The following is a 26580-nucleotide window of genomic DNA, read 5'->3' on the forward strand; positions in this document are numbered from 1 at the left end:
GTGTCGGGGGTGGCACTGCTGACGACGGCTGCCATGATGGCCGGATGCACGCGTCTTCGGGGAGTCCGGCCGGTCCGTCGACCGGTCCGGGTCAGGGAACTCCGGGGTCCTGGGGGACCCGGCCGCCGCCACCCGGCGTCGGGGCGCGCCGTGGCGATGCGCCCCGGGGACGCGGCGCCGGCCTCGGTATCGCCCTGGTGTCCGCCTTCGCCTTCGGCGGTTCGGGCGTCGCCGCCAAGCCCCTGATCACCGCCGGACTCGAACCGCTGGATGTCACCTGGCTACGGGTCGTCGGGGCGGCGCTGGTCATGCTGCCGGTCGCCTGGCGCCACCGCGATCTGCCGCGGCGCCGGCCCGCGCTGCTCGCGGGCTTCGGGCTGCTCGCCGTCGCGGGCGTACAGGCCTGCTACTTCGCCGCGCTCTCCCGTATCCCCGTCGGTGTCGCGCTGCTCGTCGAATATCTGGCTCCCGCGCTGGTGCTGGGCTGGGTCCGCTTCATCCAGAAACGGCCGGTCACCCGTGCCGCGGCGGCCGGGGTGGCGCTGGCCGTCGGCGGACTGGCCTGTGTCGTCGAGGTCTGGTCCGGGCTGAGCTTCGACGCCATCGGTCTGGTCTTCGCGCTCGGCGCCGCCTGCTGCCAGGTCGGCTACTTCGTGCTCTCCGATCACGGCACGGACGGCGACGACACGGTGAACCCGCTCGGCGTGATCGCTTACGGCCTGCTGATCGGCGCTGCCCTTCTCACTGTGTCCGCCCGGCCCTGGGACATGCGCTGGTCGGTCCTCGGCGGCAGCGCGGAGATGAACGGGACGCAGGTGCCCGCCATCCTGCTGCTCGCGTGGATCGTGCTGATCGCGACGGTCGTCGCCTATCTCACCGGAGTGGTCTCGATCCGCAGGCTCTCGCCGCAGGTGGCCGGGGTGGTCGCCTGCTTGGAGGCGGTCATCGCGACGGTCCTGGCCTGGGTCCTGCTCGGCGAACATCTCTCCGCGCCGCAGATCGTCGGGGGAGTGGTGGTGCTGGTCGGCGCCTTCATCGCGCAGTCGGCCAAGCCGAAGGCGGATGAGAAGGCGGATCCGAAGGCGACGGAGACGGTGCGGGTGGCGGGGGCCGGCGGCGTTGCGGGGGGCGGGGTTTCGCCGGCATCGCCGGTGTCCTCGGCGGGGCCCGGGTCTCCGGCGTCCTCGACGACGTCGGCGTCCTAGGTTTTTCGCTGTCGTTCTGCTGGTGCGCCGTTGCTCCGTTGCGCAGTTCTGTCGTTGCGTCACCTCGTCCCGCCTCGCCCCTCCCAAGGGGCGTTCCAGGGACGACTTGACCACGCGACCACTCCATGGCGCACCGCGCCGTCCTGGATTTCCCGGAGCACCTCTCCCGGGCCCCGCCGACGACCGACGACCGGGCCGGGGCCGTATGGGGCGGCGGGGCAGGAGCGGCGTTCAGGGGCGGGGCGTCCGGGTGGCGGTGCCGCTCGTGGCCAGCCGGCGCTGCTGGTGGGTGCGGGCGGCAGCATCGCCGGGGCCGTCCCGTTCGGCGAGGCGCTCCGAGATACCGTGCTGGACCGCTTCGCTCCGCTTGCCCCCGTACTTGAACTTGGCCCGGACCTCCCGCACTTCGAGGCGCAGACCACGGATGCCCGACAGCAGTCTTCCGTACGGCGCCGCCTCCGCGGCGACCGGAGCCGAACCGCCGTCCGGCTGGAAGTGGCCCAGCTGCCGCTGCAACAGCGCCGCCTTCGCCTCCGGGTCGTCCACCACATGGGCGGTGCAGGTCAGCTGGACCGCGGCATAGAAGCTGGTGGGGACGCCGTGCTCGGGCGGCTGGTCCTCGGCCGCCTGCCAGGGGCCGGGGATGAACGTGTAGTCGTCCACCACGCTCAGCAGCACCGTCGGCCGTTCCTCCAGCGCGCCCCAGAGGGGGTTGGGGCGGGCCAGGTGTGTGACGGCCTCGCACCGGGACGGGTCGTAGGCGAAGTGCAGCGGTTGCAGCATCGGCGGTGCGCCGGGCGGTCCATTGACGGCCAGCTGGCCGAAGTCATGTGTCGCGAGCCACTGTTGCCACTCGCCCTCGTCGGTGGGGGCGTCCCAGGGATGGATCAGCACGGGAGCTCCTCAGCGGGCGGAGAGATACGCCGGCTCGGGTGTGCCGGGCGCGAGATCGTCGGACGGTATGGGGGTGCCGTACACCGGTGCCACGGGCAGGACACCACTCCAGTACGGCAGCGCGAGGTCCTCGGGTTCGTCGTGGGGGCCGCCGCTGCGGATCTTGGCGGAGGCCTCGCGCAGATCGAGCCGGATCACGGCGGTCGCGGCGAGTTCCTTGGCGTTGCCCGGCCGGGAGTCCGCGGCGCGTCCGGGCACCACATGGTCGACGAGCGCGTCGAGCGCGGCCGTCTTCTCCTCGTGGCCGGTCACCTGGTGCGCGGTGCCGTGCACCACGACACAGCGGTAGTTGACGGAGTGGTGGAACGCGGACCTGGCCAGCACCAGACCGTCGACGTGAGTGACCGTGACGCATACCTCCAGGCCGGGGTCCGGTGTCTCACCGGCCATCCGCAGTGGGCGGGATCCGGTCGACCCGTGCAGATAGAGGCGGTCGCCGACGCGGCCGTAGAGCGTCGGCAGGACGACGGGGGAGCCGTCGCGGACAAAGCCCAGATGGCAGACGTAACCCGCGTCGAGGATGGCGTGCACCGTCTCGTGGTCGTAGGCCGCGCGTTCGCGGGCGCGGGTGGGGGTCGTGCGCGCGGTCGGTTCGTACGCCTCGACTCGTGCCATTGCCAACTCCATTGCACTAGTGCATAATCATGTTTGTGCTAGGAGAGTATCGGATCGAAGGGCGGCGCGCATCGGAGATTGCCGCCAGTGTCGAGCGAGCCGTCGGTGCGGGCGAGCTCCAACCGGGCGAAGTGCTGCCCCCGCTAAGAGAGTTGGCCGTCTATCTGGAGGTCAATCCGAATACGGTCGCGGCCGCGTACCGCACGCTCCGTGACCGCGGGGTGATCGAAACCGCGGGCCGGCGTGGCAGCCGGGTGCGTCCCCGCCCTGCGAGCACGCCACGCGAGGCGCTGCGGGTGGAGGTGCCGCCCGGCGTCCGCGACGCCTCCGACGGGAACCCCGATCCGGCCCTGCTGCCCCCGCTCGAGCGGGCGCTCGCACAGGCCGCGGCGCGCAGCACCCGGCGCCCCGTGCTCTACGGCACGCCTGCTGTGGACGACGACCTTGCGACCCTCGCCCGCGCGGCGTTCGCCGACGACGGTGTGCCGACGGGCCCCGTCGCCGTCACCAGCGGCTCACTGGACGCAATAGAGCGGGTGCTGGCCGCCCATCTGCGACCCGGCGACACCGTGGCGGTGGAAGACCCGGGATGGGGCAGCCTGCTGGACCTCATCCCGGCGCTCGGGCTCCGTCCCGCCCCCGTCGGGGTGGACGACGACGGCCCGCTGCCGGAGCAGCTGGCGCGCGCCCTCCAGGACGGCGCCCGTGCCGTGGTCATCACTGACCGGGCGCAGAACCCCACCGGAGCCGCCGTCAGCCGCGCCCGCGCCACCGAACTCCGGACTCTCCTGGCCGCGCACCCCGGCGTCCTCCTCATCGAGGACGACCACGGTCATGGCATCGTCGACGTCCCGCTCCATCCGCTCTCCGGCGTCACCGACCACTGGGTCCTGGTCCGCTCGACGGCCAAGGCGTACGGCCCGGATCTGCGGCTGGCGGTGCTCACCGGCGATCCGCTGACCATCGACCGGGTGCGGGGCCGCCAGGGCCTCGGCCCCGGCTGGATCAGCCATCTGCTCCAGGACACGGTCCTCCACCTGTGGCGGACGTCCGCGGTCGACGCGCATGCGGTGGCCAAGGCGTACGGCCGACGGCGCGAGGCGCTGATACGGGCACTGGCGGAGCGCGGGGTCCGCGCGCGGGGCCGCAGCGGTATGAACGTGTGGGTACCGGTTCCGGACGAGACCGGCGCGGTGGCCCGGCTTCTGCACTCCGGCTGGGCGGTGGCCCCCGGCGCGCGCTTCCGCCTGCAGTCCCCGCCCGGCATCCGTATCACCGTCTCCGCGCTCTCCGACGACGACATCACCTCCGTCGCGGATGCCATTACGGCGGCAACGGGGGTGGGGGAGGTGCGGCGGTATGAGTGAGTGAGCGGTGTGAGTGAGGGGTGGGTGGGGCGGGGGGAGGGGAGGGGAGGGGAGATACGGGGGCGGTGCAGCCACTCGCCGTGGTCACGGGCGGCCGGCCGTGGGGGTGTCCTGTGAGGGAGCGGACGACCCTGGTCGGGGTCGGGGTCGGGGGTGGGCCCGGGGGCCGGATGGTCAGGGTCCTCCGATGCGTTGTGTGCTGCGCGGATGCCGCCTGACGGGTGGTGACCCCGCGGTGCACGAAGCCCACAGAGGCAGGAGCCCCGAGCCGGTGCCCAAGCACTCAGGAGCTCAAGGGGTCCAGGGGTCAAGGGGTCAAAGGGGTCCAGGACTCAAGGGCTCAGGCTTTCGGAGGCCCCGGGCGTGGTGCCCGGGGGTGTCGTCAGTCGGTGGTGGAGCCGGGCCGGGGGAGTGACGGGCTGCTCGGGCGGGGCTTGCTCTGGGGGAGGGCGGCTCCGGCCAGGACGATGACGGCGCCCACCGGGGTGTTCCAGCTCAGCTGTTCGTGCGGGAGGGCCGCTCCTGCCGCGGTGGCGATCACGGGGATGAAGTACGTGACCAACGGAGAGGGAACCGGACGAGTCGGTACGGGGCGTGGTGCGCGGCGATATCGATCTCGCCGTCGTCCTGGACTGGTACAACCGGCCGCCGTCGCTGCCCGAAGGGCTGGCGAAGGCCCGCTCCTGGACGATCCGGCCGATGTGGTGATGCCGTCCACCCATCCGCTCGCCGGGCGGCGGTCCGTGGAGCTGGAGGAATTCGCGGACGATGAGTGGATCTCCTGGCCGCGGGCCAGTTCTGCCACGACTGGCTGATGTTCACCCTGCGCAGCAAGGGCGTGGAGCCGCGCATCGCGCACATGGTCGAGGAGCACCACACCCAACTGGCCTTGATCGCTTCCGGGCTGGGCGTCGCGGTGGCTCCGCGCCTCGGCCGCGGGCCGGTGCCGGAGGGGGTGAGCGTGGTGCCCGTGCGCCATACGATGCGCCGGCATGTCTATGCCATCTGGCGCGCGGACGCCGACCGCAGACCGTCGATCCGTGCCGCCGTGGGCGCGCTCCGTGCGGCCGGGAAGCGTGTGGAGGGCTGCTGAGGCCGATGGCCTCCGGGCCCCCTCAGGCCGGTGGGACGATGCCGCGGATGACGCCGAGTTCCAGCAAGTCCTGCGGACGGAGGCGGAGTTGGCCGGCGGTGTCGTGGATCTGCGTTTCGTCGCGTTTGAGGATGGCCGCGGCCAGCTCCGGGGCGATCACGGAGAAGTAGCTGTCCGGTGTCGCCCAGAGCCGGTCCGGTGCGGCGAGGGCCAGTGCGCCGCCCGAACCTCCTTCACCGATGAGCAGGGAGGTGACGGGCACCTCGGCGCCGGCGAGCGCCGCGAAGGCGTCGGCGATGGCCGCCCCGGCGCCGGCCCGCTCGGCCGCCGCGTCGTTGGCGGCGCCCGGGGTGTCCACGAGGGTGAGGACCGGGATGCCCAGCCGGCCGGCGAGCCGGACCAGACGCGCGGCGGTTCGGAAACCGGCGGGGCGGGTGGCCGTGCCGCACTGGGCGGCGAAGGCGATCGTGCGCCCCTCGCGATGACCGAATCCGCACCGTATCCCGGGGTCGATGCCGCCGCAGCGGTCGCCGCTGATCTCCTCCCGGTCGTCGAAGTACGCGCGCAGATACGCCTCGGCGCGCGGCCGCCGGGGTTCACGGGCGCGGATCACTGCACCCCAGCCGGTCTCCGGCAGCTCGGGCACGCCGAGTGTGTGCGGCGGGGGCGCCGGCTCCACGGAGTGCGTGCGGGACTCCTGCGGTGGGCACAGCAGTTGCAGCCACTGCCGGAGCGTGGCGCGCAGCCGGTCGGGCGGGACGACGGCGTCGATATGGCCCGAGGCGAGCTGTCCCTCGGCGGAGTAGGCGTGGGGATCGGCATCGGGGGGCCGCACCCGTGAGCCCGCGAAGCCGATCTGGGCCCCGGGGAGCGCGAGGATGACATCGGCGCCCGCGCCGAGGGTGGCCCAGCCGCCGCCGGTCGCCGGATCGCGCAGCACGGCGATCTGCGGCAGACCCGCGGCACGGTTCAGCGCCGACTGCCGTGCCACCCGCTGGAGTTGGGTCAGCGCGCGCATCCCTTCCTGTATCCGGCTGCCGCCCGTGGCGATCAGGGAGACGACCGGCAGACCGCGCTCGCGCGCCTGGGTGCAGGCGGCCTCCAGAAGGTCGCCGGTGCGCTCACCGAGGGAGCCGCCCAGATAGCGGAACTCGAAGGAGAGCACGACCGTTTCCCTGCCGCCTATCGTGGCCAGGGCCGTGACCACCGACTCGTCCTCGCCGGTCCGGGCGCGGGCGCGGGCCCTTGCGTCGTCGTAGCCGCGCCAGCCGAGTGGGCCGTCGGGTGCGGAGGGTGCCGCGACCGACGGCCCACGACCGTCGGGAACGGTTGTCTCGGTGTAGCTGTCCGCCACGGCGGCGATCGCTTGACGGGCCGTCAGCCGGGCACACGGCATCGTCGTGGCAGCAGTGGCAGCAGTGGCCGGAGCCCGGTTGCCCGCCGTGGCCTCGTCGGCTGCTTCTCGGCCGTCGTCGCCGGCCTGGCCTCGGGCCCCTGCGGCCCCGGTGCCGTTTCCGGCCGCGCCGCCTCCGCCGTTACGCACGGAGCTCACGCTTGAGGATCTTGCCCATGTCATTGCGCGGCAGGGCGTCCAGGAAGTGCACCGTACGCGGACGCTTGTGTGGCGCGAGCTGGCGGGCGACATGCTCGGTGAGCTCCTGGCCGGAGGGCGGGGGGCCGGTGTCCGGACCCGTCTCGGCCACGACCCAGGCGACGATCCGCTCGCCGAGATCCTCATCCGGTGCGCCGGTGACGGCGGCCTCGGCGACCCCGGGGTGGGCCAGCAGCGCATTCTCGATCTCACCCGCACCGATCTTGTAGCCGCCGCTCTTGATCAGATCGGTGGCCTTGCGGCCCACGATGCGGTAGTTCCCGGCGGCGTCCCGGACCGCCATGTCGCCGGTGCGGAACCATCCCCCGTCGAAGGCGGCGGCGGTGGCATCGGGACGATTGAGGTACTCGACGAAGAGATTCGGGCCGCGGACCTGGATCTCGCCGACCGTCTCGGCGTCGTTCGCCTCGATGGCCTGGCCCGCGTCGTCGACGAGGCGGACGTACACCCCCGGCAGCGGCACCCCTACCGTGCCCACGGCACCGGGGCCGTCCGCCCGCACGCTGGTGTTCATGAGGGTTTCCGTCATGCCGTAGCGCTCGATCACCCGCCGGCCGGAGGCCGCCGCGATCCGCTCATGATCGGTCAGTGGGAGTGCGGCCGAGCCGGAGACCAGCAGCCGGGCGCGGGAGAGCGCCTTGGCGAGCGCGGGGTCACGGCCGGCCTCGGCGGCCAGGCGGTGGTACATCGTCGGCACGCCGAACAGCATCGTGCCGTCCGCGGACAGCTCGCGGGTGACTGCGTCGGTGCTGAAGCGTCCCAGGTGGTGAACGCTGCCACCGCGGCGCAGCGGGCCGAGGATGCCGAGGATCAGACCATGGACATGGAAGAGCGGCAGGGCATGGACGAGGACGTCATCGGCGGTCCACTGCCAGGCGTCCTCCAGGGCGTCGAGGGTGTGTGCAAGGGCACGCCGGGGGAGGACGACGCCCTTGGGCGGCCCGGTCGTGCCGGAGGTGTAGACGATCAGGGCCGGTGCCTCGTCGCCCGGTTCGTACGGCAGCGGGGCCGGCTCGGCGTCCTCCGGCGGCTCCGCGGCCTCGATGTCGACCCGGGACAGCGCGGCGAGCGGCTCCGGCAGATCGGCACCCGGCTCGGCCAGGACGAGAGACGGGGCGCTGTCCGTCACGATATGCGCCAGCTCGCTCTCGCCGATCTTCGGATTCACCGGCACCACGGCCACTCCGGCGAGCAGCGCGGCCACCACACCGACCGAGGTCTCCAGCGTCGGCGTCGCCCAGACGGCGATACGGGTCTCACCGGCGATCCGCTCGGCGAGCGCACCGGCCACCGACGCCAACTGGTGATAGCTGAGGGCACGGTCGCCGAAGCGCAGCGCGGGCGCGGGCGAAGCGTCGCGCAGCGCGGGGAAGAGCACGTTCACCGGATCTCCTTCGTCCTCGTCGGCGCCCGGCCCGTCGCGGCCGGGCCGTCCCGCTCCCGCACCCCTGCCGGTGCCGAACGGGCTGACCCACACCACTCTCGCAGAGACCACTGACAATGCGATCACCTCCGGGTAACCGACCCCGGCCCTATCGTCCGCGGGCATCGCCCCGACGCACCCCGCGCCCTCCCACTCACCCCGCTCACCTCATTCATCCCGTTCACCCCGCACATCCCGTTCACCCCGGGATCTTGCGGAAGTCCCACGACGTGATCGACTCCGGCGTCAGGCGCAGCCACGCATGGCGGCCGTCGTGCGGCATCCTGGATATTCCGGATATCCCAGGCATCCCGAAGTACTTCTCCGCGAAGAGCCGCTCCGGGGTGTCGAGGCCGGGGCACGGCTCACCGGTGCGCGGCGCCTCGCCGACGAAGTCCGCGCGGCCCGCCAGCTCGGCCCCGCGCAGCTCGCCGTACTCGTGCCCGTCATCGACGACCACCGCGATCCGCGGGTCCTTGCGCAATTGCGCCCACCGCTTGCTGCGGGTGATCGAATACAGCCACAGGGCCGTACCGTCCCAGACGAACCACAGCGCCCCCACATGCGGCGCACCGTCTGCGCCGACCGTCGCGACCCGGCAGGTGCGCCGCGCCGCGAGGAACGCGTCGAGCTCGTCCTGCGTCATCATGATCCGGCGCCCGCGCCGTTGTGTGCCGGCCATCCGTCATCGCCCTCCGTCGTGTGCCCCCGCGCAGGGGAACTGACCTGCTTGCCTGAAACCGATCTGCTTGCCTGAAACCGACCCCGTTCATCTGACTGAGTGTCAGGAATCATGGGGGTACTTCCTGGCGTGCGCAATGCCCGGTACCCTCGCCCGGCCCGGACAGGCCGGGAAACCGGGTCATGGGTCGGACGGGGAGCCTGGTCAGGCGAGGAACCAGGCCCTCCGGGGAAACGCGTCCGGCAGGACCATGTCCGCAGGAAAGCCGGTCCGCAGGAAAACCGGCACGTCAGAAGGGAATGCGATGTCCTCGGGTGCTGCACGGCTCATCGAGCAACTGGACCCGGCCTCGACGGTGCTGCTCACCGTCGAGTGCCAACACGGTGTGGTCGGTCCGGACAGTGCGCTGCCCGAACTGGCCGACGCGGCCCGTAAGTCGGGGGCGCTGGCGAATGTCGCCCGGCTGGTGGCGGCCGCCCATGACGCCGGCGTCCAGGTGCTGCACGCCGTGGCCGAACGCCGTCCCGACGGCCGCGGCGCCAGCCACAACGCCCGCCTCTTCAAGGCGGCCGAGCGGCTGCCCGTCCAGCAGCTCACCGGATCCACCGCGGTACGCATCGCCGATCCGATACCCGTCTCGGGCGACGACCTGGTGGTGCGCAGACTGCACGGCCTCTCGCCGATCGCCGGCACCGAGGTGGACGCGCTGCTGCGCAACTTCGGGTGCCGGACACTTGTCGTCACCGGGGTGTCGGCGAATGTGGCCATCCCCAATGCCGTGTTCGACGCGGTCAACCTCGGATACACGGCCGTGGTGCCCGCGGACGCCATTGCGGGGGTGCCTGCCGACTACACCCCCGCAATGGTCCGCAACACCCTCGCTCTGGTGGCCACCGTCACCACCACCGACGACATCCTGACCGGCTGGCGACGCCCGCGCCGTGCCCGCTGACCCGGCACGGCGGACGGCCGGGCGCAGCAGGCACTCCTCGGCGGAGAATGCGGCGCCGACCGCGAGATCCACCGGTTCGTGACGAATTACATGGCCGGGACATAGGGGGTCCGGGGCGCGGCGCAGCGTCACCCTCGACGCCCCGGGCGCGGACGGAGACCGTCGCGCCCGGGGCGTCTGGAGGGGAAGTCCGGTGTCATGGGACAACCTCGGGAAGTCTCTCTCCATCGCGCAGAAGAACGGAACGGATCCGCATGCGCGTTCACAGATCTGGATGCTTCGTCGCCACGTGGTAGTACCCCGAGTGGAACACCAGAGGGGTACCGCCGTCGGCCTCGTACTGTTCGACCTCGCCGAGGAAGATGATGTGGTCGCCGGCGTCGAGGCGTTGGACGGTGCGGCATTGGAAGCGGGCGACCGCGCCGTCCAGGAGGGGGGTGCCGGCGATGCCGGGGGTGGTGGGGGTACCGCGGAATTTGTCGTCGGCCGGGGTGGCGAACTGGCGGGAGAGGTGGTGCTGGTCGGCGGCCAGTATGTGGACGGCGAAGTGCGAGGCGTCGGTGAAGTCCGGGAGGCTCGGGCTGTTTTTGCCGGGGCACCACAGGACGAGGGGCGGGTTCAACGAGACGGACGTGAAGGAGTTCGCGGTCATGCCGACGTTGCGGCCGTCGGGGGCGCGGGCCGTCACCACGGTCACGCCGGTGGCGTACTGGCCCAGCGCGCGGCGCAGTTCGCGGCCGTCGATGCGGGCGGCGTGCTGGGCGCGCTTCTCGGCAAGGAAGCGGTGTGCCTCGGCCTCCTCGAACCACCAGCGGTAGAGGGTGCGCGGGTCGTCGAATCCGGCGGCGAGGGCGCCGGCGACAGAGGGGATCTCGGCCGCCGCTGTCAGGAGTTCGTGGTGGTGGGGACTCAGGTCGGTCAGGAGGGAGTTGGTCCAGCCGACGGCCCATTGAGCCCAGCCGCGCCAGAAGTTGTCGAAGGTGAGCTGCATCCACTGCGGGGTGAATTCGGCGGTGCCGTGGCGGAGGATGCTGTCGAGGTAGTGGGTCGCGGCCTGGGCCGCGTTGTTCGAACCCTGGCCGGTGATCGGATCGTTGAGGATGACGGCGTCGGCCATGCCGAGGACGTGCCGGCCGGAGGCCAGGCGGGCGACGGGGTGCCGGACGGTCGGCGTGAGCCTGCCGCGCAACACGCCGCCGCTGTCGGTGAGTCGGGCGTGCCGGTAGCGCTCGTATTCGTCGGGGAAGAACCGGTGGAGGATTTCCAGTGAGCGGGTGAGGTGGCCTTCAGGTGTGCGGATGTCGTCCCAGCAGTCCATCGGGCCGCCGGGGACACCTTCGAAGACCATGATGTCGCAGGGGCCGGTGGTGGTGAGGGCAGGGAAGGAGAAGTATTCGCCGACGCCGGGGACCAGGCGGTAGTGGACGGCGTCCTCCCCCTCCCGCGGTGCCGTTCCCGTGACGTACGTCAGGGCAAGCGCACGGCGCGGCCGGTCGTACGGGGAGAGTTCGGAGTTGCGCGGGAAGAGTTGGCTCAGTTCGCCCTTGCCCGTGGAGACCACGACGAGATCGTGCGTACGGGCGTACCATTCGAGGTCGTTGACGCCCGCCTCGTGCAGCACGATCTCGCCGCGGTCGCCGTCCGCGAACTGCTCGATCCAGGCGGCACACTTGACCCGCTGGTCGACGGAGTGTGCAGGGCCCTCCAGCAGTGCGCGCCAGGAGACGTTCGGAGTACCGTGCGGACCGATGAGAGAGAGCGCGATGCCGGAGATGTCCGGGGCCTGGTCCTCCCAGTGGTGCAGGCCGAGTTCGCGCTCGCTCTGCAGCGCGGTGTCGAACATGCACTGGCTGGACATGACCGGGCCGCGACGTATCTCGTCGGGGTCGCGGTCGGTGACCAAGGTGACGTCATAACCGTGCGCCTGGAGGCCCAGGGCGAGTTGGGCACCCGCCTGCCCGGCGCCAACCACCGCGATCCTTCTCATGTACTGCTGTCCCGATCTCGTGACGTTTGTTCGCTGACGTAGTGTCAGTTGCTTTGGCGGCTCCTGAGGGCCACTCAGGCGCCGCTCTCTGTTAGGTAATTCTTCGCGGCGACCGGGTCCAGGAACCAGTGCATCAAGTCGCGCGGGTCGTCGAAGCCGTTGACGAAGCGTGCGGCGATACGGGAGTTGGCGCTCGCCGCGCCGAAGATCTCCAGGACGTGCTGCGGCGGGGCACCGAGCATCGCGTTGGTCCAGACCGTGGCAGACTGCGCGTTGTCCCAGAAGCGGCCGAAGGCCAGCTCCATGAACGCGACGTCGTACGGGCGCTCGCCGTGGTCCAGGATGGTGGCGAGGTAGGAGGCCGCGCACTTCGAGGCGTTGTTGGACCCCTGGCCGGTGATCGGGTCGTTGAGGACGACGACGTCGGCGAGGCCGAGGACCTGCGCGCCGGAGGGCAGCGTGGCGACGGGCTTGCGGACGGTCGGCGCGAAGCGGCCCGCGAGGGTGCCGTTCCAGTCGGTGAGCGTGACATCGGTGCAGCGCTCGGCCTCCCACGGCACGTACCTCCGCAGCAGCTCCTGGAACTTCGCCAGCTGCTGGTGGGGGGTGAGCCCGTCGAAGCAGTCGAGCGGGCCACCCGGGATGCCCTCGAAGAACATGATGTCGCAAGGGCCGCTGGTGGTGAGGCTGGGCATGGTGAAGTACTCACCCACGCCGGGGATGACGTTGAAGCTGACGCCGGGGCGGTCGGGCAGCGGTGCCATGCCGGTGACGTACGCCAGGGCCAGCGCGCGCTGCGGAGCGTCGTACGGGGAACGCATGGCGTCCCGCTCGAACAGCCCGGCGATCTCGCCCTTGCCGGCCGCGACGATCACCAGGTCGGACTCGGCGGCGTAGCGCTCCAGGTCCTCGAGGCCGGCCTCACAGAGCTCCAGACGGCCGCCGCGGCGCGCGAACTCGCCCATCCAGAGTGGCATTTTCACGCGCTGGTCGATGGAGCGGGCGGTGGCCTCGAGGCGGGCGTCGAAGGAGAGCGCCCGGCCACCCTGGCCGTCGGCGATGCTCACGCCGAGACCGTCGATCGACGGGCAGGCGTCGCCCCAGAAGTCGAGGCCGAGGTTGCGCTCGTGGGCCAGCGCGGTGCCGAACATGGCCTGGCTGGACACGACCCGGCCGTCGCGGATCTGGTCTCCGGTGCGGTTGGACACGAGGGTGACGTCAAAACCGTGGTCGACCAGGCCGATGCCGAGCTGGAGACCGGCCTGGCCGGCTCCGACGATGGTGATCTTGCGCATGAGGGGGATCTCCGGGGATTGGGGTGTGCGGTTTTTTGAGCGGTGCCGTGCAGTGCCGTGCGCTGTGCGGCGTTTCGGCACGTGGCGGCGTCAGCGAGTGGGCGGCGGTTGTGTGGAATGCGGCTGCCCGCCGGAGGGGGCCGGCGGGCAGCCGCGGGAGGCCGGGTCACCCGTAGGACCGGGGGATGGGCCCCGAGTAACCCGGCCGGCCAAAGGGGCCCGGCCGAATCGGCGAGCCGGGGCAGCAGCGGCAAGGGTGCCGCGACGTGCGGGGGTACGGCCTTGGCGGCCCTCGCCGCGCCGGTCGCGTGTCATACGCGCAGCACGCATGCGACGGCCTGTCCACTGGGCGTGACTCCGCCTCTGACGAGCGCAGTCCGGCCCGGCATTCCCTGCATTGCTGATTCCCAGGATTTTCTCGGGTCCGCGGTGGTCAGGGGGCAATCTTGGTATGGCAAGATCACCTGCGCTATCCGGATCACGCGGGTTGCTGTCCCGATCGCGCATCTCGGCGGTGGAGGTTCACATGCCCGCTGAAGAGTCCCCCCTCGCAAATCACCAGCGGTTCCATACAGCGGACATTTGGGAGGCGCGGGCCGAGGTCGGGCGCGCCTTCTGCCCGCATGAGCTGCGCATCATGCGGCGCTCGGCGACGCTCGACGCCAGGCTGCACGGCGCACCCTTCGATCGGACAGGTCTCTATTACCTCGATTACGGAACGGAAGTCCGGATCACACCGGGCGATCTGGAGAGCTTTTTCCTCGTCCAGATCCCGCTCGCCGGTTACGCCGAAATCACCTGCGGCCGCGAGGAGATCATTTCCTCCCCAGAACTCGCTTCTGTCCCCTCTCCGGACGGAAAGTTGGACATGCGCTGGGGTGACGGCAATCCGCAGCTGATCGTGTGGTTCGACCGATCGTCGCTGGAATCGCACCTGGGCAGTTTGCTCGGCCGCACCGTGCGCCGCCCGATCCACTTCTCGCTCGGCATGAACCTCACCACGCCGGGCTCCCGATCCTGGCTCAACATCGTCGACCTCATGCGCCGGGAGGCGGAGGGGCCTGGTGGCATGACAAGCCAGCCCTTCGTGACAAAACAGCTTGAATCACTCCTCATGACCCAGCTGTTGATGGCTCAGCCCCACAACTACACCTCGGCGCTGCTCGGCGAGCAGCCGCGCGTCGCACCGCCCGCGGTCCGCCGTGCCATGGAGGTCATCGAGGGACACGCCGCTGAGCCGCTCACGGTCGCGGAGATCGCGGAATGCGTCGGCGTCGGCGTACGGGCCCTTCAGGAAGGCTTCCGCCGGCATCTCGACACGACACCGCTCGCGTACCTGCGCGAGGTCCGTCTGGACCGCGTACGCAAGGAACTCCTGGCCTCCGACCCTGGTGCCGCGACCGTCACCGCCGTCGCCTCCCGCTGGGGCTTCCTGCACCCGGGGCGTTTCTCACTCGCGTACCGCCAACAGTTCGGGGAGTCGCCTTCGGAGACGTTGCGGTCGTAGGAGAAATTCGGTCTTTCGGCCGCCCTGTCGATCAGCGGGCGGCGGGCCGGACGATGCAGGCCGTTGTGTCTGTCCTCCGTCCTGACGGTGCCGCTCGGCCTCGACCAGGCAGGGCCGCCAGGCCGGGGCGGGGCGGCGGGCGGCAGCTCGAAGGGGAGCGGGCTTGCTTCTCCCCAGGTTCTCCCCAGCCGGCTGGAGCGGCGCACGGGACACCCGCCCGCCGGGACTCCAGCCCGGCGAGCGGCCGGGCGGCCGGGCCGTCAGCCGAGGGCGACCGAGCCTCCCTTGACGTTCACCTTGGCGGGCGCCAGCCCCTTGGTGGCGGGGCCCTTCTTCACACTGCCGTCGTTGATGTCGAACTTGCTGCCGTGACACATGCAGTTGATGGTGCCGCCGGAGACCTCGCCGACGACGCAGCCCGCGTGGGTGCAGATCGCGGAGAACGCTTTGATCTCGCCGTCCTTCGGCTGGGTGACGACGACCTTGTCGGCCTTGAAGATCTTGCCGCCGCCCTGGGGGATCTCGGAGGTCTTGGCGAGGACCGTGCCGCTCCCGCCACCGGCGGCGCCCCCACCGCTCGCGCCCGAGCCGCCGGCCTGGTCACCACCCGCGGCCTTGGAGTCGCCGCTGCCCGCGTCCGCCGTGCTGCCGCCGCAGGCTGCGAGCGCCGCCGTCAGCCCGGCCGCGCCGACCGCCGCGACGACGGTGCGCCGTGCCGCTTTGCCCCCTGCCGTCGGCCGGCCGGTGTCCTCCGCCGCCGTCACCGCTTCGGTCTCCGTCCGCTCCGACGCTGCCTGTCGAGCCATGGTGTGCCTCCGGTTCTTGGTGGTGCCTTCGGTGCGCGTGGTGCTCCAGGACGTTGCACAAGGTCCATACGGAGCGATGGCCCGGCATGTTCAACGCGGGATGATGTCGCTCCGCCGAAGCGGCCCCTGTGGAGGGCCGATGAGGAGCCGCGGCCTGGAACGCCGGGCGCACCGCCGGAGCGCACCGCCGAGCGCACCACCGGGCCCCCTCAGCCCCCGTCGGCGTGCTCCCCCAGCGCATCCAGCAGGAAGTCCCGCTGGAAGTGCAGCAGCTGCTCATTGACCGCGTCGTCGGCCGGCAGATGTGTGGCGCCGGGCAGCGGCAGCACGCTGTGCGGTCTGCCCGCCGCGAGCAGCTCCGCGGAGAAGCGCAGGGTGTGCGCGGCCGCCACATTGTCGTCCGCGAGCCCGTGGATCAGCAGCAACGGGCGGCGCAGCAGATGGCCGCGGCCGGTGAGGGAGGAGCGTGCATAGTTCTCCGGATGCTCCTCCGGGTGGCCCAGGAACCGTTCCTTCCAGTGGGTGTCGTACAGCCGCTGGTCGGTGGGCGGGGCGCCGGCCACCGCCGCGTGGAAGATGTCGGGGTGGTGCAGCACCGCGGCCGCGGCCAGGAACCCGCCGAACGACCAGCCACGGATCGCCACCCGCGTCAGATCCAGGTCGCCGAAGCGCGCTCCGGCCGCCCGCAGCGCGTCCACCTGGTCCTCCAGCGGGGGCGTCAGCTGGTCACCGTGAATCGCCTTCTCCCAGGCCGGGCCCCGGTTCGGGGTCCCACGCCCGTCGACCACCAGCACCGCGAACCCCTGCTCGGCAAACCACTGCGACACACAGCTGGGCCATCCGCGGGCCCGTCCCACGAGCTGCATGGCCGGGCCGCCGTAGGGGTCGAGCAGCACCGGCAGCTTCCCGGCACCCTCCTCGTGCCACGACGGCAGGAAGAGCGCGCCGTGCAACTGCCGCTCACCGAGGGTCAGATGGAGCGGTCGCGGGGTGACCGCCGGCTCCTCCGCGAGCGAGCCGATGGGCCGGTACGCCGCGCCCTTTGCGGCCCCCGCCGGCATCCCCGGTTCCGTTCCCCGCAGCACGCCCACTTCCGTGCCCCGCGGTGTCACCCCTGACAGGACGACCGTGCCGCCCCGCCGCACGCCGGTGTACCTGCCGGGACCCCGGCTCAGCCGACGGGTGCCGTGGCCGGGCTCATGGCACCACACATGGGTCTCCAACGGGTCCTCGCTCGCGGTGAACAGCACCTGCTCGCCCTCGACCCCGAGGACTCCGCACAGCTGCAGCCCGTCCGGGGTGACCCGTCGGCCGCCGACGGTCAGATACCGGGTGTCACCGTCGTCCTCCGGGAGCACCAGCGCGCCCGACGCCGTACGGGCCGGGGTACCGGAGACGAGCTCCACCCATGCGGGATCGGTCCGCTCATGCAGCACCTCGGTGGCCCCGGTCGCCGGATCGACCGAGAGGGTACGCACGATGCGCTGGTCACGGCTCTGCACGGCGAGAAACGGGCCGTGCGCATCCCAGCCGGCGTCCACGAGGTACTCGTACGCCGTCCGGTCCCACTCCACGTCGACCCGTTCCCCCGCCAGGGAGAGGAGCTGCAGGGTGACCTCCGCGTTGGGGGTGCCGGCCGCCGGGTAGGGGATCGCCTGCGGCCGCTTCGCCGGGTCGGCCGGATCGCTGACGTAACGCCGTTCCACCGGGCCGGTGTCGACCCTGGCCACCAGGACATGGCGGCTGTCCGGTGCCCACCAGTAGCCGCGCATCCGGTGCATGGACTCGGCAGCGACGTATTCGGCGAGGCCGTAGGAGATCTCGGGGCCCTCCGCACGGGCCAGTTGACGGTCGGCGCCGGTCAGATCGACGACATGGAGACAGCGGCGGCTCACATAGGCGATGTGCCGGCCGTCGGGGGAGGGGCGGGGGTCGACCACCGGACCGGCGGCGGGCACGGAGAACGGCGTGCCGCCCTCGGTGCGTACCGCCCACAGGGCCCCGGACAGCGCGAACGCCACAAGGCGGGCGGCGCCGTCGGCCGCATAGGACACCACTCCCACGGACCGCTCCCGGGCGCGCTCCCGGCGCAGCCGCTCCTCCTGCGGGACCGCTCCGGAGCCGGCGCCCACCAGGAGAGCCGGATCGGCCAACAGCCGTTCCGCGCCGTCCTCGTACTGCCACAGCCGGCCGACGGGATCGGTGCCCGAGACCGTCCGGACGAAGAGCACCCGGCTGCCGTCGGGGGAGACGGTGAAGTGCCGGGGCACTCCGAGGGAGAAGCGGCGGCTGCGGGCGAACTGACGGGGGAAATCAGCCGAATGCGTGGAGCGCGGAGACGGTGCCGAGCTCATGGTGGGGGCGGAGTTCACGGTGCTGCGGTGCAAGGTGCTGTCCTCCAGGATGCTGAGGGGCCGGGTCCGCGGTGGTCCCGGGTGCGGCGATCCCTGGAGGCAACATAGGCAGGTCCGAGAGCCACGGAAAAGAGCGGACCGCGACGCCCGCGCTTCCCGGTGAGCGAGAGACCGGGCAGGGACCGGTCAGGACCGGGAAAGCCGCAGGCCGGTCCAGGGAGGGTGTCCCCCGGCAGCCGATGGCGCCCGACTTTCACGCATCCGGCGGCGCGGGGACCGGCCGGCCGTTCCGGTCGAAGAGGACGACGAACTGTACGACCCGGAGTTCGAGGTGCCCGTCCACCCCCGGTCGCTGCCGAGCCGGCTCCTGCGCACCGCGGACCCCGGTCACGGCACCAGATACGGCGGGCCGGGATCCTTGAGGGGCTCGGGCAGCCGGATGACAGGCACCGGCTTGTTGTGCGGCCAGCCGTTGGAGGCGTCGTCGAAGCTGAGTTCTCCGCCGGCCGCGGGAACGGTGCTCGCGTCGTGCAGATTGGTGATCTCGTTGTAGACGTCCTGGACGTCGGGCGCTTCCTTGCCGGTCTGGCCGGTGACGCTGCGCGTGGCCCACACCGCGGTCAGCACGGCATCGTGGTGCATGATCGCGTATCCGTCGTCCATCACCGAGTCGGGGAAGCCCAGATCCCGCAGGGCCTGGTGGAAGGGCTTGAAGCCGGGCGGGGCATGGACGCCACGGGTCCACTGGGCGGGGCTCGTTGCCGCGACGTCCAAAATGGTGATCTTGTTGTCCTTGAGCAGGCCCCGTACCTGCTGTCCCTGCGCAAACGTTCCCGTTGCCCCGGTCATCACCGTGATCGGCGTGTCATGACCGCACTGGCTACGGGTGGACAGGGCCCGGACGAGATCGGCGAGGTCGCGGTCGCGCCCGGCGTAGAAGATCACTTCCGCCTTGGTCAGACAGATGTTGTTGACGGCGTTGTAGAAGAGCCGGGGGATGCCCGCCGAGCTGTGGCCGGTCGTGCCGACGAACGAGGCGCGCCGCCGTCCGATGTAGTCGCCGAACTCCTCGTCGAAGGCCTTGCGCATGGTCTTGACGTAGTTGTCGTCCCGGCTGTCGAAGACGAGGTAGCCGCGGCGGCCCGCCAGCGGGGAGTGGTCCAGATAGCGGCGCAGCGCCTTGGCGTAGTCGACGTTGGACGGCGACACCTTGAACAGGTGCGGCGCATGGAGGTCGGTGGCGGTCAGGACCGCCCCGATCGCGGGGATCTTGAGCCTGCTGAGTTCGGTGGCCGCCGCCTGCGTCTCCGGGATGCTGACACCCATACCGGTGACCGCGACCAGGGGATGCGCGTCATGGACCAGGTCGGCCAGCTGGCCGACCACCGGCTGCCAATGCGTCTCACTACGGCCCTCGTTGGCCAGGACGAGCTGGATCAGCGGCGTCTTGCCCTGAATGCCGGTGGAGCTGGTCGTGGAGAGTGCGGGGCAGGCATTCGCCCGGCACTGCGCGATGAAAGCACCCTCCAGGCTGGTGCGGATCTCCTCGATCGGCAGCGCGCTGGTGTCGCTTTCCGTCAGGGGCGTCAGCACGGCGACCTTGACGTAGGGCAGGCGGCTCTTGCCGGCTGCGGGCTTCTCCCACTGGGCGCGGACCCGTCTGTTCTCCTGCGCGATCCGGTCGGTGATCACCTTGAGCCGGGGGTCGAAGGAGAACGCCTTCTCATCCGTGATGCCGACGCACTCGCGCTGCGCGCCGGTGCCGGACCAGTGCAGCCCCGGCTGGTCCGCCGCACAGCTGTTGTCCTGTGTGGCCGGCCAGAAGAACCAGAGTCCGCCGGCTGTCAGGGCCAGTGCGACGAGGAGGGCGGCAACCCCTCGCCATCCCTTCCACCAAGGGGGCAGTTCGTCGGCGGGTTGCGTGGGCAGATGCATGGTGCCAGCTCCTAGGGGACGGGGTGCTCCACTGCGCTCACACGTACTTGGCGGCCTCGTGCATGAGCCCGATCCGGCGGGGGACGGAGCGCATGGCCAGGTCCTGGAGCATCGCGTTGATCGTGCGATTGAGCTCGGGATTCGCGCCGGGCAGACGGTTGCGTGGATCGGACGCCAGCCACAGCCCGACCACCAGCAGGGTCAGCGGTGTGTGTTCCGCGAACGAGCGGGGCGCGAGGCCGGCGGCCAGCTGCTCCACCCGCAGCGTGGCGGACTGCTCCGGTACCACCGGTTCACGAAGCGGCGCGGCGGTGATCGTGTAGAGCTCGTACAGCCAGATGTCCGTGTCGGAGAGTTCGACCAGACGCCGGGCGAGATGGTCGATGACGTCGTCCACCCGGTGGAGGGCCAGCGAGTGGTACAGCACTTCCAGCGGGTGGCCGTGATGGGCGTGCCAGGTCCGCAGCTTTCCGTGGACGGCGTCCCAGCGGTCCGGACGGGCCGCCAACTCCTGCAACAGCAGCAGACGCAGCCACGGGTGCAGGACGGCGCTGCCGCGCAACGGGTGCGGATGGACCCCTTCGAGATACCCGGCACCCCGGCCGCCGCGCGCTTCGGCATCCTGGGGGACCGGATCGGCCAGCCACAGCCGGGTCGCGACCACCCGGGCCAGCGAATCGCGGGTGTGCAGCTGGAAGCCGTCGAGGAGGCCCGCGTCGCATGCGGCGTCGAACTCGCGGGCGGCACAGCACTCGACGAGCGCACGGTGCTGGTCGTCGGTCAGATCCCGGAGCAGATACTGCCGCGCCGCTTCTTCCAGCGGCGGTCCTGCGTCGGTGCCCTCCGCGGATGGCGCGGTGCCGGAGAGCACCGCCCGCAGCAGCGTCTCCGGCTCCTCACGGCCCACCAGGCGCGCCGAGGCGGCCAGCAGTTGGCGGACGCTCCATGGATGGCCGTCGGTCAGCCGGTGCGCGAGCAGCGGCGCCTCCGGCAGCCGCGCGGCGGTGTTCGTGCCGAGCTGCGCCGTCTCGCCGGCGGTCAGTCCGCGCAGCTGGACGCAGTACCAGCGCCAGGAACGGTTCGGCGGCGGGTCCGGGACGGCCTGTTCCCAGTCGGTGTAGGAGGCCTGCTCGGGGGCGCGAACCCGTACGCCCGCCGGTCCGTTCGCGAACATCGCGGGCACCCGGCCGACGTTCGACGCCGCGGCGACGGCCAGCAGCGGATCCGGTTCCCCGCCGGCGTCCCGGAGTTCCATCAGCAGGTCCAGGAACTCCCGTCCGCCGGGAGCGTCGATGTTGTCCAGCAACACGACGCAGTTGCGGTCGCGTTGGCGCCGTGCGTATTCGCCGCGCAGATCGGCAAGGAACGCCTCGCACAGCCGCCGGTCCACCGCGGCCCGGTCCGCCGGCTCCTCGCTCTTGCTCAGCTGATTGAGTTCGACCAGTGCGTCGAGGGCCGCCAACGGACCGGCGTACCAGGCGAATCCGGTGTGCCGGGTGACCCGCAGCGGCATACTGGGCGGCTGCCGGATCAGGCTGGCCAGCAGGCTGACGCCGGGGATCCGGAGCAGGTTGAGGTCCTGCAGCAGCCCGGCGACCGCGGCGACCCGGTCGCCCGCGGCGCTGGGCTCCTGGGGCCCGCGCAGCGCCTGGCGCAACTGCTTCTTGGCCCGTTCGGGGTCCGTCGCGTCCAACGACAGCTCGGGGGCCACCACGAACAGCCCCAGGGTCAGCCGCGGGAAGGCCAGCGGTGTCTGCCGGGGGAAGCGGTGCGACAGCCCGTACGCCAGACGGCCGGCGACCTCGTGGGGCCTGCGGGTCGCGGCGGAACCGAAGTCGAAATATGCGTGCGGCCGCCGCGATCCGAGGTAGCCGAGCCAGTTCAGCGTCGTGGTCTTGCCGCTGCCGCGCGGGCCGACGAGGACGATCGCGGGAAGCCCCCGCCCGGTGCCGGCGGCCCTGCCGTCCTGTACGCGGGTGCGGCACTCCTCGTAGAGCGCCTCGACCCCTGGTATCCCCAACGGACGTTCCGTCACGCGGCTCGGCCCCCTGTGAAGACAGCGCTGTGCTGACAGCAGCTGTGATGTCAGCGACGACAGTCGTCGGCTGATTACAGAAGGTTGGCATGCGTACGCACAACGTGCCAGCGTTTCACCCAACGTCCCGAAATGCGGCGCGCTGTACGGGCGACGGAGAGCTGCGATGCGGGCCGCCGGCCGGCCGCTTCCCGCTGGGGATGCGGCCGGCCGGTGGTTCAGCCGCCGTGGTGGATGGTGCCGTTCTCGTCCATCGTGGGGTGGATCTTTGTCGGACCGTAGTCGTCCTCGTCCGAGGGGCGTGGCGGTTCCGGTCCGTCGGGGCCGGAGCGGACCATCCGCTCGATACGGCAGATCCGGTACACGGCGTCGCCGACGCGGGCTTCGTCGGCCCGGCCCGCGGCTTTGAACTGCTCTGCTGCCTGGGCGTATCGGGCTCGTTGGCGGTCGGTGAACTTGTGGAGCAGGGGCCAGAATTCGGTCATCGCGTCGAAGAGCAGCCGACGGGCGTCGTGCGGTGTGGGCATGAGGGCGCCCTTGGGCAGCCATCCGCGGCCGTGGCGTTCGACCACTCCGAACCCGACGGGGAGGAGCGCGACATCGGGGTGGGAAGTGAGGGCCCGCTCGGAGTCCTTGCGTACGTCGGCGGGGAACCGCGGGCCGGAGTAGGCGAACCCCTTGAGCCCCAGTTTCATGGCACCGGCCATGAAGCCGCGGTCCTTGTCCGGGGCGAGGGCGAAGCCCGGATCGGGTGACGGGGGCTGGTGCCGGGTGTCCCAGGAGGCGTCGGCCGGGGGCGGGTCCGTGGGGCGCGGCGGTTCGAGGCCGCTGGGGCCGCTGCGGGTGAACTCGTCCCCCCGGACGACTCGGTAGCGCACGCCGAGAACGGTGAGTTCGTCGACCGGTTCGCATTCGAGCACGGAGACGGCGTCGAGGAGTTCGCGGCGGTGGCGGGGATCGTCGGTGTCGTCCTTCGCCTTGAACCACAGCAGCGAGTTGAGGGCGTCCCGGGCTTCCTGGGGAGTGCCGCTGGTTGCGGGTCTCAGCAGCCGCCAGCCGTCGGTGGTGTGGGGGCTGAGTGCGGCGATGCCGAAGACCGGGCCGCGGAGCATGAGATGGGGGTAGCGGTAGGAGGCGTCGACGGCGTCGGCCTCGGTTACCCACTCGGTCGGATCGTCGCGGCGCACCAGCCCTTCGTGGAGCCGGTCGATCTGTCGCTTCCAGTCATCACCCATGTGCATATGGTGAGGTCCGGGTGACGGGCGGTCGGCCGGAACGCCGCAAATGATCAGAGTCCGGCACGGGTCTGTCGTTTCCCGTGGGGCAGATGTAAGTCAGTTGCTTGACTTATGGGGTGCGGCCGGGTTGCCTGAGCGTGTGGCGAAGACCGGAGCGAAGGAGTGCGCGGTGGGGCAAGGCGAGGGTGAGCAGGCGCTGGACTATCCGATTCCCGGTGGGACGGCGCTCGGGCCGCCGGCGGAGTGGGGGCAGCTGCGGGAGACGTGTCCGGTGGCGCGGGTGACCTTGCCCAGCGGGGATGAGGCGTCGCTGCTGACGCGCTATGACGACGTCAAACAGGTGTTGGCCGACCCGCGGTTCACCCGCTTGTTGAACGCCGATGACGCGGCCCGGCTCTCGGACAGCGAGTCGGGCGGGGTGTTCAACAGCTCGATGGCGATGTCGATCCCCCAGAGCGGTGAGGGGCATCAGCGGTGGCGGCGGATGGTGGTCAAATGGTTCACGGCCAGGCGCATGGCCGCGCTGCGACCGGGCATCGAGGCAATGGCCGAACGGCTCGTCGACGGCATGCTGGAGCGCGGTCACCCCGCGGATCTCAAGGCCGGCCTGGCGTTCCCGTTGCCGGTGTGGGTGATCTGTGACCTGCTCGGGGTCCCCGACTCGGACCGGGACTCCTTCGCCTACTGGTCCGACACGCTGCTCAACCTGACCCGGTACGCGCAGCGGGAAGTCGATGCGGCACAGGCCGAGTTCACCCGTTACATGGCGGGTCATGTGGCCGCCAGGAAGGCGGCGCCGGGCGACGACCTGCTCGGTGAGCTGATCACGGCCACCGATTCCGAGGGCGGCCGGCTGACCGACACGGAACTGGTGGCCACCGGCCAGGCGTTGCTGGTCGCCGGGCACGAGACCACGGCGAACATGATCGGGAAAATGGTGGCCATGCTGCTCGCCGACCGGCGGCGCTGGGAACAGCTGTTGGCGGACCGGTCGCTGGTGCGTTCCGCGGTGGAAGAGGCGCTGCGGTGTGACGCCAACCCCGGATTCGGAATGCCGCGGTACATCGGCGAGGACGCCGAGGTCGCCGGCTCCGTGCTGCCGCGCGGCACCACGGTGGTGTGCAGCATGGCCGCGGCCAACCGTGACGAGACCGCCTTCGGCAATGCCGGGGAGATGATGCTCGGCCGCAGCCCGAACCCCCATCTGGCATTCGGCGCGGGCGCACACTCGTGTCTGGGGCAGGCGCTGGCCCGCACGGAGCTGCAGGTCGTACTCGACGTTCTGCTGCGCCGGCTGCCCACCCTGGAACTGGCCGTCCCGGTCGAGGATCTGCGCCGGCTCGAAGGCCTCGCCGTCGGCGGGCTGCGCGACGTTCCGGTGCGGTGGTGACCGCGGTGGGCAGGACCGTACGGGCCGAGCAGGTCAGCGCGACGCGGGAGCTGATCCTGACCGCGGCGGAGCGGCTGTTCGCCGAGCACGGGGTGTACGCGGTGTCCAACCGTCAGGTCAGTGAGGCCGCGGGGCAGGGCAACAACGCCGCGGTCGGCTATCACTTCGGCACCAAGGCCGATCTGGTGCGGGCGATCGCGCGCAAGCACGCCGAGCAGATCGAGCGGGTACGCGTGCGGCTGCTGGCCGGGACCGGCGACTGCGTCGACCTGCGGGAGTGGGTGGCCTGCCTGGTCCGCCCGGTCCCCGAGCACCTCGCGGCCCTGGGCAGCCCGACCTGGTACGCGCGGTTTTGCGCCCAGGTGATGACCGACCCCGCACTCCGGGAGATCATGGTGGAGGAGTCGCTCACGTCCCCGGCGCTACGGCAGACCGTCGAAGGCCTGAACCGGTGCCTGCCCGACCTGCCGCCCGAGGTGCACATCGAACGCGGCGCCATGGCACGGCAGTTGATCGTGCACATGTGCGCCGAGCGGGAACGCGCACTCGCCGAGAGCGCCCCCACCGCCCGGTCCAGCTGGCACGACGCGGCCTCCGGCCTGATCGACGGGATTGTCGGGGTGTGGCTGGCACCCGTCACCCACCGCCCGTGACGTCGGTGCGGCCGCGGTGCCGTTCCACCGGCCGGTGCATGCGGTGGACGCGTACGCACAGCAGGTGGCCGGGGCGGGCGGCGGAGAGCGGGGCTCCGTCCCGGGGGTGCGCCACGGCGCAGCTCGGCAAGGGGTATGCGGAGTTGGTGGAGAGCTGACCACCCCTGCCGTGCGAGTGGTCCGGGGCCGCTGCCGGTCTGCCGCGGACCGTCCGACGTGCACGCCCCGCCGGCCCGTGCCCTGACCGGCGTGCAAAAGGAGTGCCGGAACACCAGGCGCACGCCGTTCCGCGGTGCGGGAGCGACGCTCGTTTCCGTATGGTCATTTTGATCGCCGAACGCGTCATTGCTGTCACCTGCACGCCTTCTTCCGATCTGCCGGGAACCTTACCGTCGCAGGCATCCACATCCAGCATTCGACGGCAGCAACTTCCGCTCCCCGGTGATCCGTTCACGCAGCGGTGCGTGCACGGCGACGGAGCGGCGGCTGCTCAGGGAGAAGCCATGTCCGCAGTGATACAGCAGCAAGGAAATCCGCAGTCCCCGGGCTCCTGGCCCGGCGGGGACGGGGGCGGGGACGGGGGAAACCGGCCGAGATACCCGAGGCTCTACGAGGCCATTCCGGACTCGGGGCCGACCACCGGAGGGACCACCGTCCTGCTCACCGGGGCCGGCCTGCAGGGCGCGAGCCAGGTCACCTTCGACGGCATCCCCGCCACCCTCGTCACCCAGGACCCCTCCGGCGGTTCGCTCACCGTCCTCGCGCCGCCGCACGCAGCGGGCACCGTCCAGGTGGTCGCCACCACCCCGCGGGGCAACACCAATCCGGTGAGCTACACCTACACCGTCGTCACACCCGCCGGTCCCACGGTCACCGCCCTCGTGCCCAACAGCGGGCCCACCGCCGGCGGCACCGCCTTCGCCATCATCGGCACCCACCTCACCGGCGCGACGGTCACCTTCAACGGGGTTCCGGCCACCGGAGTGTCGATCAACGCCATGGGCACGGTGCTCACCGGCACCACACCGCCCGGCCCCGCCGGCAACGTCCCGGTCGTCGTCACGACACCGGCGGGGAGCACCACCGTCGCCGGTGGATTCACCTACACCCCACCCCCTCCCGTCGTGACACTGCTGTCGCCGTCGTCGGGGAGTGCTGCGGGTGGTACGGCGTTTGTGATCTCGGGGAGCAGTCTGGGCGGGGCCGGGGTCACGTTCAACGGGGTTGCGGCGACGGGGGTTTCGGTGAATGCGTCGGGTACGGCGCTGGTCGGTTTCACCCCCGCCGGACCGCTCGGCAATGTCCCGGTCGTGGTCACCACACCGGCCGGCAGCACCACGGTCGCCGGTGGATTCACCTACACCACGCCGCCACCGCCGGTGGTGACACTGCTGTCGCCGTCGTCGGGGAGTGCTGCGGGTGGTACGGCGTTTGTGATCTCGGGGAGCAGTCTGGGCGGGGCCGGGGTCACGTTCAA

At 71.4% G+C, this 26580-nt stretch carries 19 protein-coding genes and 2 pseudogenes; 8 read left to right on the plus strand and 13 right to left on the minus strand.

From position 1 onward, the window contains the following. The first annotated feature begins 44 nt into the window (after positions 1–44). Positions 45–1205: an EamA family transporter gene (locus tag ACWGJY_RS25670; RefSeq protein ID WP_453263196.1), complete on the plus strand. Its 1161-nt coding sequence runs from the start codon at positions 45–47 to the stop codon at positions 1203–1205. Between the two features lie 231 nt (positions 1206–1436). Here ACWGJY_RS25670 and ACWGJY_RS25675 read toward each other — a convergent pair whose 3' ends face one another. Together ACWGJY_RS25675 and ACWGJY_RS25680 are read right to left on the minus strand one after the other, a co-directional pair. Next, positions 1437–2099 (minus strand): FMN-binding negative transcriptional regulator, encoded by a 663-nt coding sequence (locus ACWGJY_RS25675; RefSeq protein ID WP_453263197.1) that lies wholly within the window; start codon positions 2097–2099, stop codon positions 1437–1439. 9 nt (positions 2100–2108) lie between these two features. Further along, positions 2109–2774, minus strand: a complete 666-nt coding sequence (locus ACWGJY_RS25680; RefSeq protein ID WP_453263198.1) for a pyridoxamine 5'-phosphate oxidase family protein — start codon at positions 2772–2774, stop codon at positions 2109–2111. 35 nt (positions 2775–2809) lie between these two features. On the opposite strand from ACWGJY_RS25680, the gene ACWGJY_RS25685 reads away from it, so the two are divergent. Beyond that, entirely contained in the window at positions 2810–4141 is a 1332-nt protein-coding gene (locus ACWGJY_RS25685) for an aminotransferase class I/II-fold pyridoxal phosphate-dependent enzyme (protein WP_453263199.1), read from the plus strand. A gap of 382 nt (positions 4142–4523) precedes the next feature. Here ACWGJY_RS25685 and ACWGJY_RS25690 read toward each other — a convergent pair. Then, a pseudogene (locus tag ACWGJY_RS25690) lies at positions 4524–4703 on the minus strand (EamA/RhaT family transporter); the annotation flags it as partial. 2 nt (positions 4704–4705) lie between these two features. On the opposite strand from ACWGJY_RS25690, the pseudogene ACWGJY_RS25695 reads away from it, so the two are divergent. Continuing rightward, positions 4706–5234: pseudogene (locus tag ACWGJY_RS25695) on the plus strand (LysR substrate-binding domain-containing protein); the annotation flags it as partial. Between the two features lie 22 nt (positions 5235–5256). Here ACWGJY_RS25695 and ACWGJY_RS25700 read toward each other — a convergent pair. The 3 genes from ACWGJY_RS25700 to ACWGJY_RS25710 all read right to left on the minus strand — a co-directional run bounded on the left by ACWGJY_RS25700 (position 5257) and on the right by ACWGJY_RS25710 (position 8951). Next, entirely contained in the window at positions 5257–6630 is a 1374-nt protein-coding gene (locus ACWGJY_RS25700) for a carboxyl transferase domain-containing protein (RefSeq protein WP_453263225.1), read from the minus strand. 139 nt (positions 6631–6769) lie between these two features. Further along, positions 6770–8230: an acyl-CoA synthetase gene (locus ACWGJY_RS25705; protein ID WP_453263200.1), complete on the minus strand. Its 1461-nt coding sequence runs from the start codon at positions 8228–8230 to the stop codon at positions 6770–6772. A 238-nt stretch (positions 8231–8468) separates the two neighbouring features. Next, positions 8469–8951 (minus strand): pyridoxamine 5'-phosphate oxidase family protein, encoded by a 483-nt coding sequence (locus ACWGJY_RS25710; protein ID WP_453263201.1) that lies wholly within the window; start codon positions 8949–8951, stop codon positions 8469–8471. A 304-nt stretch (positions 8952–9255) separates the two neighbouring features. Between ACWGJY_RS25710 and ACWGJY_RS25715 the strand changes: the two genes are divergently transcribed. Continuing rightward, complete coding sequence (locus ACWGJY_RS25715; RefSeq protein ID WP_453263202.1) at positions 9256–9903, plus strand: cysteine hydrolase; 648 nt, start codon at positions 9256–9258, stop codon at positions 9901–9903. Positions 9904–10165: 262 nt separating this feature from the next. Here ACWGJY_RS25715 and ACWGJY_RS25720 read toward each other — a convergent pair whose 3' ends face one another. Both ACWGJY_RS25720 and ACWGJY_RS25725 read right to left on the minus strand, forming a co-directional pair. Continuing rightward, positions 10166–11890, minus strand: a complete 1725-nt coding sequence (locus ACWGJY_RS25720) for a styrene monooxygenase/indole monooxygenase family protein (protein ID WP_453263203.1) — start codon at positions 11888–11890, stop codon at positions 10166–10168. Between the two features lie 74 nt (positions 11891–11964). Next, positions 11965–13185, minus strand: a complete 1221-nt coding sequence (locus ACWGJY_RS25725; protein WP_453263204.1) for a styrene monooxygenase/indole monooxygenase family protein — start codon at positions 13183–13185, stop codon at positions 11965–11967. Positions 13186–13711: 526 nt separating this feature from the next. On the opposite strand from ACWGJY_RS25725, the gene ACWGJY_RS25730 reads away from it, so the two are divergent. Next, positions 13712–14692, plus strand: a complete 981-nt coding sequence (locus tag ACWGJY_RS25730) for an AraC family transcriptional regulator (protein ID WP_453263205.1) — start codon at positions 13712–13714, stop codon at positions 14690–14692. 260 nt (positions 14693–14952) lie between these two features. On the opposite strand, the gene ACWGJY_RS25735 is transcribed toward ACWGJY_RS25730, so the two are convergent. The 5 genes from ACWGJY_RS25735 to ACWGJY_RS25755 form a co-directional block, all read right to left on the minus strand. Further along, the gene (locus ACWGJY_RS25735) at positions 14953–15498 is read right to left on the minus strand and encodes a Rieske (2Fe-2S) protein (RefSeq protein ID WP_453263206.1); all 546 of its coding nucleotides are present in this window, start codon (positions 15496–15498) and stop codon (positions 14953–14955) included. A 209-nt stretch (positions 15499–15707) separates the two neighbouring features. Next, positions 15708–17852 carry a prolyl oligopeptidase family serine peptidase gene (locus ACWGJY_RS25740; protein ID WP_453263226.1) on the minus strand — a complete coding sequence of 715 codons (2145 nt, stop codon included), beginning with the start codon at positions 17850–17852 and terminating at the stop codon, positions 15708–15710. Between the two features lie 387 nt (positions 17853–18239). After that, positions 18240–19787 (minus strand): ABC transporter substrate-binding protein, encoded by a 1548-nt coding sequence (locus ACWGJY_RS25745; protein ID WP_453263207.1) that lies wholly within the window; start codon positions 19785–19787, stop codon positions 18240–18242. 37 nt (positions 19788–19824) lie between these two features. After that, the gene (locus ACWGJY_RS25750) at positions 19825–21807 is read right to left on the minus strand and encodes a hypothetical protein (RefSeq protein WP_453263208.1); all 1983 of its coding nucleotides are present in this window, start codon (positions 21805–21807) and stop codon (positions 19825–19827) included. Positions 21808–22040: 233 nt separating this feature from the next. Further along, complete coding sequence (locus tag ACWGJY_RS25755; protein ID WP_453263209.1) at positions 22041–23057, minus strand: DUF5954 family protein; 1017 nt, start codon at positions 23055–23057, stop codon at positions 22041–22043. Positions 23058–23199: 142 nt separating this feature from the next. On the opposite strand from ACWGJY_RS25755, the gene ACWGJY_RS25760 reads away from it, so the two are divergent. From ACWGJY_RS25760 to ACWGJY_RS25770, 3 genes are all read left to right on the plus strand, one after another. Beyond that, positions 23200–24450 (plus strand): cytochrome P450, encoded by a 1251-nt coding sequence (locus ACWGJY_RS25760; protein ID WP_453263210.1) that lies wholly within the window; start codon positions 23200–23202, stop codon positions 24448–24450. Further along, positions 24444–25103 carry a TetR/AcrR family transcriptional regulator gene (locus ACWGJY_RS25765; RefSeq protein WP_453263211.1) on the plus strand — a complete coding sequence of 220 codons (660 nt, stop codon included), beginning with the start codon at positions 24444–24446 and terminating at the stop codon, positions 25101–25103. The genes ACWGJY_RS25760 and ACWGJY_RS25765 overlap by 7 nt, the downstream gene beginning before the upstream one ends. A gap of 503 nt (positions 25104–25606) precedes the next feature. Further along, the coding region (locus ACWGJY_RS25770) for an IPT/TIG domain-containing protein (protein ID WP_453263212.1) at positions 25607–26580 on the plus strand (974 nt) is incomplete at its 3' end.

Source organism: Streptomyces sp. NPDC054765 (genome assembly GCF_053612065.1).

What these genes read in the sequence shown, in the direction of transcription:
- ACWGJY_RS25670 (WP_453263196.1), top strand. Translation starts at nt 45, where the DNA reads ATGCACGCGTCTTCGGGGAGTCCGGCCGGTCCGTCGACCGGTCCGGGT.
- ACWGJY_RS25680 (WP_453263198.1), bottom strand. Translation starts at nt 2,774, where the DNA reads ATGGCACGAGTCGAGGCGTACGAACCGACCGCGCGCACGACCCCCACC.
- ACWGJY_RS25700 (WP_453263225.1), bottom strand. Translation starts at nt 6,630, where the DNA reads ATGCCGTGTGCCCGGCTGACGGCCCGTCAAGCGATCGCCGCCGTGGCG.
- ACWGJY_RS25710 (WP_453263201.1), bottom strand. Translation starts at nt 8,951, where the DNA reads ATGGCCGGCACACAACGGCGCGGGCGCCGGATCATGATGACGCAGGAC.
- ACWGJY_RS25715 (WP_453263202.1), top strand. Translation starts at nt 9,256, where the DNA reads ATGTCCTCGGGTGCTGCACGGCTCATCGAGCAACTGGACCCGGCCTCG.
- ACWGJY_RS25720 (WP_453263203.1), bottom strand. Translation starts at nt 11,890, where the DNA reads ATGAGAAGGATCGCGGTGGTTGGCGCCGGGCAGGCGGGTGCCCAACTC.
- ACWGJY_RS25725 (WP_453263204.1), bottom strand. Translation starts at nt 13,185, where the DNA reads ATGCGCAAGATCACCATCGTCGGAGCCGGCCAGGCCGGTCTCCAGCTC.
- ACWGJY_RS25730 (WP_453263205.1), top strand. Translation starts at nt 13,712, where the DNA reads ATGCCCGCTGAAGAGTCCCCCCTCGCAAATCACCAGCGGTTCCATACA.
- ACWGJY_RS25735 (WP_453263206.1), bottom strand. Translation starts at nt 15,498, where the DNA reads ATGGCTCGACAGGCAGCGTCGGAGCGGACGGAGACCGAAGCGGTGACG.
- ACWGJY_RS25740 (WP_453263226.1), bottom strand. Translation starts at nt 17,852, where the DNA reads ATGAGCTCGGCACCGTCTCCGCGCTCCACGCATTCGGCTGATTTCCCC.
- ACWGJY_RS25745 (WP_453263207.1), bottom strand. Translation starts at nt 19,787, where the DNA reads ATGCATCTGCCCACGCAACCCGCCGACGAACTGCCCCCTTGGTGGAAG.
- ACWGJY_RS25755 (WP_453263209.1), bottom strand. Translation starts at nt 23,057, where the DNA reads ATGGGTGATGACTGGAAGCGACAGATCGACCGGCTCCACGAAGGGCTG.